This is a genomic window from uncultured Sphingomonas sp. (assembly GCF_937871615.1).
Taxonomy (GTDB): Bacteria; Pseudomonadota; Alphaproteobacteria; order Sphingomonadales; family Sphingomonadaceae; genus Sphingomonas.
This window is the reverse complement of record NZ_CALMPA010000069.1, coordinates 1-8,516: the sequence shown is the minus strand read 5'-3', so window position 1 is coordinate 8,516 and position 8,516 is coordinate 1. Positions and strand designations below refer to the sequence as shown.

Genomic DNA, 8,516 nt, shown 5'->3' with positions numbered 1-8,516 from the left:
CGGCGCAGAGCGACAGCCTACCTCTGACTGCCGCCAATCTTTGCAACAGAGCCCTATCTGGCACTTACAACGGCTGCCAAGGTGGTCGCCGATTAGCGACGGGCAACGCTCGGCATAGTTTCGGGCATCAGAGGGCGTTCAGGAAGTCGAGCAGTCGGTCGTTGGGTCGAAATCGTTTTGCCCTCTCGCGTTCATACGGCTTGAGCTTGGCCAGCGCCGCCTCTTTGAGTTCGATGTGCGCATGAAGGTAGGTCTGCGTCGTCTCGATCGACTCATGACTGAGCCAAAGGGCAATCACCGAGCAATCGACGCCCGCCTGCAACAACTCCATAGCCGCGGTGTGCCGCAAGACGTGCGGCGAAATCCGCTTTGATCGGAGGGAGGCGCACACCGCGGACGCCTGCGCGACATATTTGTTCAGCAATGACTGGACCCCGTCGGTGCTGAGCGGACCACCGTGCATGTTCGGGAACAGGGTGGTGGCGCCCCGTCTGGCAGGCTCCTTCAGCCAGGCCCGGAGAACCTGCTGAGCCGTCTTCGTCAGTGGCGTGCATCGTTCCTAGCGTCCCTTTCCGATGCATCGGACATTCGCCCCGCGGCCGAGAACTACGGCATGGCGGTCCAGCCCGACCAGCTCCGAAAGCCGCAAGCCCGTTTGTACGGCGAGTAGCAGCAATGCGTAATCGCGCCGTCCGAGCCAGGTCGACTGGTCGGGACGAGCGAGGATAGCATCGATCTCGATGCGGTTCAGGAAATGCAACTGGACGGTTCGAAAAACTCTGGTGTTTGGTGACCTGACCTGATTCACTGCTTCTGCTGATGAGCGGAGGCGATGATGGCGGGACAGCTCGGTTTCTTTGATCTTTCGGACCGCTACGAGGCTTAGAGCGCAGCGGGTGATCCGCTTGAGCGGTTGACCGGCGTGGTCGACTTTGAGGTTTTCCGGGGTCCGTTGATTGCCGCTCTGCGCCGCAGTGTCCGTGGCAAGGGTGGCCGACCGCCGTTCGATCCGGTGATGATGTTCAAGGTTCTGGTGCTGCAGGCGCTCTATTCACTGTCAGACGAAGCAACGGAGGATCGCTTGTCATTCCAGCGCTTCCTGGGCCTTGGGCTCGATGGCACGGTACCCGATGCGACGACAGTGTGGCTGTTTCGCGAGCGCCTGGTGCAGGCCAAGGCGATCAACAAGCTTTTCGCCCGCTTCGATGCAGCGCTCACCGATCGGGGCTATCTCGCCATGGGCGGCCAGATCATCGATGCGACCGTCGTGCCGGCACCCAAACAGCGGAACACCGAAGAAGAGAAGGCCGCGATCAAGGACGGCCGGATCCCGGAGACATGGAAGGCAAAGCCAGCCCGGCTCCGCCAGACGGATCGCGATGCCCGTTGGAGCGTGAAATACACCAAAGCCAAGGTGAAGGAGGGCGCCGATCCCAAGGCGTTCAAACCGGTCGATCTCGCGATCCCGATGTTCGGCTACAAGAACCACATAGGCATCGACCGCGCCCATGGCCTCATCCGTACCTGGGATGCCAGCGCAGCCAATGTCCATGACGGTGCCCGGTTGCCGGACCTGATCAGCCCGAGCAACACCGGTTCGGGCGTCTGGGCCGATACTGCCTACCGGTCGAAGAAGAACGAGGCCTTCCTTGAGAAAGGCATGTTCAAGAGCCACATCCACCAGCGCAAGCCGCACCGCCGTGCCATGCCCGAGCGCGTCGCCAGAGCCAACGCGAAGCGCTCAGCCATCCGCTCAGCCGTCGAACACGTCTTTGCCGGGCAGAAGCATCGCATGGGCCTCGTGGTGCGGACCATCGGCATTGCCCGCGCCCGCATCAAGATCGGCATGGCCAACCTTGCTTATAACTTCCAGCGCCTCGCCTGGCTTGAGGGGCGTACTGCGCCCGCGTGACCCCAAAACCGGCACCCGCCGCCGGTTCCGCCAAGAAAATCAGCAGATCAGCCACCCAAGCCGGGAGCTCGCCACCCGCTACTGTGCCTTCACATCGCAATTACGCCAAAATCAGACGGTTCTTCGAGGTTTCCAACTGGCGCTTGTCGCATCGCTTGGTTGGTATCGCCAACACACGCTGAATATGAGCGCTGTGCGCTGGCGCCTCGAAAGAGGCGTAGCGAAAGAGAGACCGGATCGCTGTCAGACGGAGGTTGCGAGTTCGCGCCGTCGCCGACCGGCGCATCTCGAGATCGTCCAAAAACGCACAGATGAAGGGCGCGTCGAGATCCGTCAGGTTGAGCTTTGAAGGTGGCCGTCGGAGCCGATCTTGCGCGAATGCAAACAGCAGCCGGAATGTGTCGCGATAGGAGGCGATGGTGTTCGCGCTTGAACCGCGGTGCCGAATGAGCCGATCCGTGAACCACCGTTCGATCAGCGCGGGAAGATCGCTGGTGGAGGTCATGGCCGTGCCTCCCAGCGCTTGTCCAACCGCCGCGCGGCGTGACTCATCAGCTCCGGCGTGGCGGACAGATACCAATAGGTGTCGCGGACATAGGCGTGGCCCAGAAACGCAGAAAGCACATGCAGCTGTTGCTCGACGTCCAGCCCTGCACGATACCAGTTGATCAGAGTCTGGACGGCGAAACGATGACGTAGGTCATGAACGCGGGGACCGTTGCGCTGCCCCATCCGCCGAAGCCCGATCTGCCGCGACATTCGCCAGAAGACGCGGTGGACGTGGTGATGCAGCAGACGACCACCTTGTTCGGCTACGAAGAAATAGGGGCTTCGGGGCGGAGCGAGATGTGCGTCTCGACGCGCTGAGTGGGCCCATCCCGCACCAGAAAAACCAAGCAAATCCGCGACTTTTTATCCTGCCAGAAGCGGCGCTGCAATGCGTTCGGGACGGCGCCAGTCGATACCTTCGAGCAGCATGGAAAGCTGGGCCGAGGTGAGGCTGACCTTGCCTGTCTTCGTCACAGGCCAGACAAATTTGCCGCGATCCATGCGCTTGGAAAACAGGCACATCCCCTGACCCGTCGAACCAGAGCAGCTTGATCAGATCGCCGCGCTTGCCGCGGAAGGCAAACAGCGCGCCGGAATGCGGAGACTGCTCCAGCACCTGCTGGACCAGCACCGCCAGCCCGTCAAAACCCTTCCTCATGTCTGTCGTCCCGTAGGCCAGGCAAACCCGCGTCGAGGGTGGCAGCGGGATCATCGGCCGAGCACGGCGATCACCCGGGCAAGGGCGTCGGCATCGACCATCGCATCCACGGTCAGGCGGACACCCGTCGGCAGTTCGATGCCGATGTGCCCGCAACGTGATGGCACCGACGGTGCAACATCGCGGACGACCGGATCTGCGATCTCAACCTCGGAGAATGCCGGCAAGGCCGGTGACCGGACGCCGGTCAGTTCTCCCGACATCGCCTGTCGCCGCCATGTGTAAATCGCACCGCTGCCGACCTCGTGCCTGTCGCACGCTGCCCGGACCGAACCCTCCGGCCCAAACGCGGCTTAATCCGCTTAGGGTGTCATTTCGCCAAGAGTCGGAACCGCCTCCAATATCTGGTGAGGCCCGTTGCAGGCAATAGGCTGTAGCCACAGCAGCCGTTGATGAAGCGCCGAAAATCACGGCCGCCCGCGTACCTTCTGTTGACGCTACGGCGATTTTGGCCAAACGGCTCTGCAACAGTCGGGAGGATTCGAGCATGGAGCACGCAGACGTCATCATCGTGGGCGCCGGGCACGGCGGCGCACAAGCAGCCATCGCATTGCGCCAGAACGGCTTCGAAGGCCGTATCCTGGTGATCGGCCGCGAACCGGAAATCCCCTACGAGCGTCCGCCGCTGTCCAAGGAATACCTTGCCCGCGACAAGACGTTCGATCGCATCTGCATCCGTCCGGCGCAGTTCTGGGAGGACAAGGCTGTCGAGATGAAGCTCGGCGCCGAAGTCGTCTCGCTCGATCCCGCCGCGCACACGGTCAAGCTCGGCGATGGCAGCGAGATCGGCTATGGCAAGCTGATCTGGGCCACCGGCGGCGATCCGCGTCGCCTGTCGTGCATGGGCGCAGACCTCAAGGGCGTCCACGCTGTCCGCACCAAGGAAGACGCCGACCGGCTGATGGCCGAACTCGATGCCGGAGCAAAGCGCGCCGTTGTCGTCGGCGGCGGCTACATCGGCCTCGAAGCCGCTGCCGTGCTGACCAAGTTCGACGTTTCGGTTACCTTGCTCGAAGCGCTCCCGCGCGTGCTGGCGCGCGTTGCCGGTGAGGCGCTGTCCGAATTCTACCAGGCCGAACACCGCGCCCACGGCGTCGATCTGCGCACCGGCGCGGCGATGGACTGCATCGAAGGCGATGGCACCAAGGCCACCGGCGTCAAGATGCAGGACGGTTCGGTCATCCCGGCCGACATCGTCATCGTCGGCATCGGCATCGTCCCGTGCGTCGGTCCGCTGCTCGCAGCCGGTGCCTCGGGTGGCAACGGCGTCGACGTCGACGAACTGTGCCGCACCTCGCTGCCCGATGTCTACGCGATCGGCGATTGCGCGGCTCATGCCAACGACTTCGCCGACGGCGCGGTGATCCGCCTCGAATCCGTCCAGAACGCCAACGACATGGCCACCACCGTCGCCAAGTGCATCTGCGGCACCGAAGCGCCCTACAAAGCCACGCCGTGGTTCTGGTCGAACCAGTATGACCTGCGCCTGCAAACCGTCGGCCTGTCGACCGGCCATGACAACGCCGTGCTTCGCGGCGACCCGGCCACGCGCTCGTTCTCGGTGGTCTACCTCAAGAACGGCAAGGTCATTGCCCTTGATTGCGTGAACATGGTCAAGGACTACGTTCAAGGCAAGAAACTGGTCGAAGCCCGCGCCCAGATCGCGCCTGAGCACCTGGCCGATGCCAGCGTGCCGCTCAAGGAAATGCTCGCCTAACCCAGCCGCGCGGCCGCCCAGCGCGCCGCGTCGGCCACAGCTGGATCGGAATTGGACTGTCCCGGAAGACGTGTGGGTAAGATGTTTGCCGCCCACGTGAGTCTGTCGGATCAGAATTCCCGTGAAATCATCTGCGATCTAGCTCGTAGGAATACAATCCCAATTTGGTAATGGACTTTATTCTGTCAATACACACTCAATCTTCCCAGATGCTGCAAGCAAATACGCAGTTACCCGTTTCCGCATTTTCTCGTCCGGAGCATTTCCACTAAAGGACAAGGAGATTGCCGCAACAACTTCACCCCCTATTCTTAAGGGTGCGGCAAAACATGTCAGATCTTCGGCGATTTCCTGTTCATCGATTGCAAAGCCCTGAAGGCGGATGTCGTCTAACGCTAGACGCAGCTTGGCTGGGTCCGTGATGGTGTTTGCGGTCAAGGGCGGAAAAGGGCCAGTGGCAAGATAACTTTCAAGCTCCGCCTCAGACAGATGGGCCAGCATTACCTTGCCCAAGCCAGTACAGTAAGCTTCGAGTTGCTGGCTCACCCGCGTGAAAAACTTGCCCGCTTGCCGACCAGTTTTGTAGCGGTAAGTCACCATATCCCCGTCAAGCGTACCCAATTGCGCCACGCAGCCAAGCCGACCGGCCAAACCGCGCAGGACCGGGCGCGCCGCTGCGACCAGCAAATGCGAATGGTCAAGATGCTGCACCAGGTTCAACAGGCGTGCCCCCGGAACCAGTGCGCCATTCGCAAGCCGCCGCAAGAATTCTCCGCGCAAGAAGGTGGCAACCTGCCGGTGAGCTGTTGCCCGCGGCAGGCCGACCTGCGTGGCGATTTCAGGCACACTCCGCCCTTCCTGGTCGCGCAGAAGGGCTTCAAGCAGAACAAGGCTGCGATCGAGCGCTGCGACCGAGGGGGTGCCTGTGGTTTTGGAAATGGGTCTCATATTATGAGACATTAGATGTTTGCGGCGCTGGTGCCAATCCATTGTTGCGATTAGCAATAATCGCAGCCTGAAGGACGAGGATCATGACTGCACACAACTATGAAGCCATCGCGCTTCGCCTCCGTGACGCCTATAGTGGCCAGACCGTTGCGCCGATGCGGGATGTGCTGGAGCCGACTGATGCTGTCGGCGCCTATGCCGTGCAGGAAATCAACACGCGGTTCTGGGAGGCACAGGGCCGCCGGATCGTGGGGCGCAAGGCGGGCCTTACCGCAAAGGCCGTTCAGGCTCAGCTGGGCGTCGACCAGCCGGACTTTGGCGTGCTCTTTGACGACATGCAGGTGGCGGACGGCGCTGTGCTCGATCCCGCACGATGCATCCAGCCCAAGGCCGAGGCGGAGATCGCCTTCGTTCTCGCAGCGGACCTGCCCTCGCCCGATACCATGGCAGCGCAGGTCGCCGAAGCGGTCGCTTCGGTTCATGCTGCGATCGAAATCGTCGACAGCCGGATTGCCGACTGGAAAATCACTTTCGCCGACACCGTGGCGGACAACGGTTCGTCCGCTTTCTTCGTGCTGGCCAAACAGGGACTGCCCCTGGCCGGGCTCGATCTTGAGGGCGCAGGCATGGAGATGACGTTCGATGGCACAGTCGTCTCGACCGGCAGCGGCGCTGCGGCACTTGGCAATCCGCTTAACGCTGCCGCCTGGCTGGCGCAAACGCTGGCCGCGCGCGGCGAGCCGCTGAAGGCCGGGGACATTCTTTTGGCGGGCGCACTGGGACCGATGGTGCCGCTCATTCCAGGGGTCACGGTCCGTGCCGCGGTCGAGGGCATCGGCACCTGCAGCTTTACGTATGGAGAAGCCTGAGATGAGCAAGACGAAGGTAGCCATTATCGGCTCCGGCAACATTGGCACCGATCTCATGATCAAGGTCATGCGCCTCTCCGAAGTGCTTGAGATGGGGGTGATGGTCGGCATCGACCCGGCGTCAGACGGCCTGGCCCGCGCCGCACGCATGGGGGTGGCGACCACCCACAAGGGCATCGACGGCCTGCTTGCGATGCCTGAATTCGCCGAAGTCGGGATCGTTTTCGATGCGACCAGCGCAGGCGCGCACAAGCGCAACAGCGAACTGGTGCTGGCGGCGGGCAAACGCATGATCGACCTCACCCCGGCTGCGATCGGGCCCTATACGATCCCGCCGGTAAACGGCGAAGCGAACCTTGATGCGGCGAACGTCAACATGGTGACTTGCGGCGGGCAGGCCACCATCCCGATGGTTGCCGCGGTCAACCGCGTGGCCAAGGTCCATTACGGCGAAATCATCGCTTCGATCAGTTCCAAGAGCGCCGGACCCGGCACACGCGCGAACATCGACGAGTTCACCGAGACGACCAGCCAGGCCATCGTCGAGGTAGGCGGCGCGACCCGCGGCAAGGCGATCATCATCCTGAACCCCGCCGAACCGCCGCTGATCATGCGCGATACCGTCTACTGCCTGTGCGAGGACGCCGACCATGAGGCGATCCGCCAGTCGATCGACGACATGGTGGCGCAAGTGCAGAGCTATGTGCCGGGATACCGGCTGAAGCAGGCCGTGCAGTTCGAAAGCATTGGCGGCAATCGCCCGCTGCGCATTCCCGAGATGGATGGTGAGTTTACCGGGCTCAAGGTCTCGGTGTTCCTCGAAGTGGAGGGCGCCGCGCACTACCTGCCGGCCTATGCCGGGAATCTCGACATCATGACATCGGCTGCCATGAAGACGGCCGAGAAGATCGCCGAAAGGATGGCGGCATGACCCTCAATTGCACCTTCAACGACCCTACGAGCCAGAAGCTCTACATCCAGGACGTAACCCTGCGCGATGGCATGCATGCCATCCGGCACCAGTATGGCCTCGATCACGTGCAGGCGATCGCCAGGGCGCTTGACCGCGCCAAGGTGGACGCAATCGAAGTAGCCCATGGTGACGGCCTGCAGGGTTCGAGCTTCAACTATGGTTTTGGTGCCTATACCGACTGGGATTGGATCGGGGCCGTTGCCGAAGTTCTCGAGCATTCGGTGCTGACCACTCTGCTGCTGCCGGGAATTGGCACGGTGCACGATCTCAAGCACGCGGCAGAAATGGGCGTGAAGTCGGTCCGCATCGCCACGCACTGCACCGAAGCCGACGTTTCAAAGCAGCACATCGAAGCGGCGCGCAGCCTGGGGATGGATGTGTCCGGCTTCCTGATGATGAGCCATATGACCAGCCCCGAAGCTCTGGCAAGCCAGGCCCTGCTGATGGAAAGCTATGGCGCGCATTGCGTCTACGTGACCGACAGCGGCGGCGCGATGAGCATGGATGACTATGCCGCGCGTGTTCAGGCCTATGACCGGGTGCTCAAGCCGGAGACGCAGCGCGGGGTGCATGCGCACCACAACCTTTCCCTGGGCGTTGCCAACTCCATCGTCGCTGTCCAGAACGGCGCGGTTCGTGTGGACGCAAGCCTTGCCGGCATGGGCGCGGGCGCAGGCAATGCGCCGCTCGAAGTCTTCATCGCCGCAGCAGACCGGATGGGCTGGAACCACGGATGCGATCTCTATGCATTGATGGACGCGGCCGAGGACCTTGTCCGGCTCTGTTGCAAAAATCGTGAAGCTTGAGCATGCTTGGCGGAGATTGGACGG

The 8,516-nt window shown here is 62.3% G+C and carries 8 protein-coding genes and 4 pseudogenes; 6 read left to right on the top strand and 6 right to left on the bottom strand.

Translation table 11 applies throughout. From position 1 onward, the window contains the following. Positions 1-127 precede the first annotated feature (127 nt). A pseudogene (locus Q0316_RS18085) lies at positions 128-547 on the bottom strand (tyrosine-type recombinase/integrase); the annotation flags it as partial. A 288-nt stretch (positions 548-835) separates the two neighbouring features. On the opposite strand from Q0316_RS18085, the pseudogene Q0316_RS18080 reads away from it, so the two are divergent. After that, positions 836-1,912: pseudogene (locus tag Q0316_RS18080) on the top strand (IS5 family transposase). Between the two features lie 100 nt (positions 1,913-2,012). Here the strand turns inward: Q0316_RS18080 and Q0316_RS18075 are convergent. Together Q0316_RS18075 and Q0316_RS18070 are read right to left on the bottom strand one after the other, a co-directional pair. Further along, positions 2,013-2,417 carry a site-specific integrase gene (locus Q0316_RS18075; RefSeq protein WP_298674947.1) on the bottom strand — a complete coding sequence of 135 codons (405 nt, stop codon included), beginning with the start codon at positions 2,415-2,417 and terminating at the stop codon, positions 2,013-2,015. Next, positions 2,414-2,536 (bottom strand): hypothetical protein, encoded by a 123-nt coding sequence (locus Q0316_RS18070; protein WP_298674944.1) that lies wholly within the window; start codon positions 2,534-2,536, stop codon positions 2,414-2,416. The genes Q0316_RS18075 and Q0316_RS18070 overlap by 4 nt, the downstream gene beginning before the upstream one ends. Positions 2,537-2,614: 78 nt before the next feature. On the opposite strand from Q0316_RS18070, the gene Q0316_RS18065 reads away from it, so the two are divergent. Further along, positions 2,615-2,779, top strand: coding sequence for a hypothetical protein (locus tag Q0316_RS18065; protein ID WP_298674941.1), 165 nt, complete (start codon positions 2,615-2,617; stop codon positions 2,777-2,779). A 45-nt stretch (positions 2,780-2,824) separates the two neighbouring features. Here the strand turns inward: Q0316_RS18065 and tnpB are convergent. Together tnpB and Q0316_RS18055 are read right to left on the bottom strand one after the other, a co-directional pair. After that, positions 2,825-3,173: pseudogene (tnpB, locus tag Q0316_RS18060) on the bottom strand (IS66 family insertion sequence element accessory protein TnpB). Next, positions 3,170-3,382 carry a transposase gene (locus Q0316_RS18055; protein WP_298674939.1) on the bottom strand — a complete coding sequence of 71 codons (213 nt, stop codon included), beginning with the start codon at positions 3,380-3,382 and terminating at the stop codon, positions 3,170-3,172. The pseudogene tnpB and the gene Q0316_RS18055 overlap by 4 nt, the downstream one beginning before the upstream one ends. Positions 3,383-3,666: 284 nt before the next feature. On the opposite strand from Q0316_RS18055, the gene Q0316_RS18050 reads away from it, so the two are divergent. Next, positions 3,667-4,896 (top strand): FAD-dependent oxidoreductase, encoded by a 1,230-nt coding sequence (locus tag Q0316_RS18050; RefSeq protein WP_298674936.1) that lies wholly within the window; start codon positions 3,667-3,669, stop codon positions 4,894-4,896. Positions 4,897-5,073: 177 nt separating this feature from the next. On the opposite strand, the gene Q0316_RS18045 is transcribed toward Q0316_RS18050, so the two are convergent. Then, positions 5,074-5,844, bottom strand: coding sequence for an IclR family transcriptional regulator (locus tag Q0316_RS18045; protein ID WP_298674933.1), 771 nt, complete (start codon positions 5,842-5,844; stop codon positions 5,074-5,076). 83 nt (positions 5,845-5,927) lie between these two features. Here Q0316_RS18045 and Q0316_RS18040 point away from each other — a divergent pair, with 83 nt between their 5' ends. From Q0316_RS18040 to dmpG, 3 genes and pseudogenes are all read left to right on the top strand, one after another. Continuing rightward, positions 5,928-6,713, top strand: a complete 786-nt coding sequence (locus Q0316_RS18040) for a fumarylacetoacetate hydrolase family protein (protein WP_298674930.1) — start codon at positions 5,928-5,930, stop codon at positions 6,711-6,713. A gap of 1 nt (position 6,714) precedes the next feature. Beyond that, complete coding sequence (locus Q0316_RS18035; RefSeq protein WP_298674927.1) at positions 6,715-7,644, top strand: acetaldehyde dehydrogenase (acetylating); 930 nt, start codon at positions 6,715-6,717, stop codon at positions 7,642-7,644. Next, positions 7,641-8,465, top strand: a pseudogene (dmpG, locus tag Q0316_RS18030) (4-hydroxy-2-oxovalerate aldolase); the annotation flags it as partial. The gene Q0316_RS18035 and the pseudogene dmpG, both read left to right, overlap by 4 nt. Between the last annotated feature and the right edge of the window lie 51 nt (positions 8,466-8,516).

Excerpts from the sequence above, each read along its gene's own strand:
- Q0316_RS18075 (WP_298674947.1), bottom strand. The coding sequence starts at position 2,417 with ATGACCTCCACCAGCGATCTTCCCGCGCTGATCGAACGGTGGTTCACG.
- Q0316_RS18065 (WP_298674941.1), top strand. The coding sequence starts at position 2,615 with ATGAACGCGGGGACCGTTGCGCTGCCCCATCCGCCGAAGCCCGATCTG.
- Q0316_RS18055 (WP_298674939.1), bottom strand. The coding sequence starts at position 3,382 with ATGTCGGGAGAACTGACCGGCGTCCGGTCACCGGCCTTGCCGGCATTC.
- Q0316_RS18050 (WP_298674936.1), top strand. The coding sequence starts at position 3,667 with ATGGAGCACGCAGACGTCATCATCGTGGGCGCCGGGCACGGCGGCGCA.
- Q0316_RS18045 (WP_298674933.1), bottom strand. The coding sequence starts at position 5,844 with ATGAGACCCATTTCCAAAACCACAGGCACCCCCTCGGTCGCAGCGCTC.
- Q0316_RS18040 (WP_298674930.1), top strand. The coding sequence starts at position 5,928 with ATGACTGCACACAACTATGAAGCCATCGCGCTTCGCCTCCGTGACGCC.
- Q0316_RS18035 (WP_298674927.1), top strand. The coding sequence starts at position 6,715 with ATGAGCAAGACGAAGGTAGCCATTATCGGCTCCGGCAACATTGGCACC.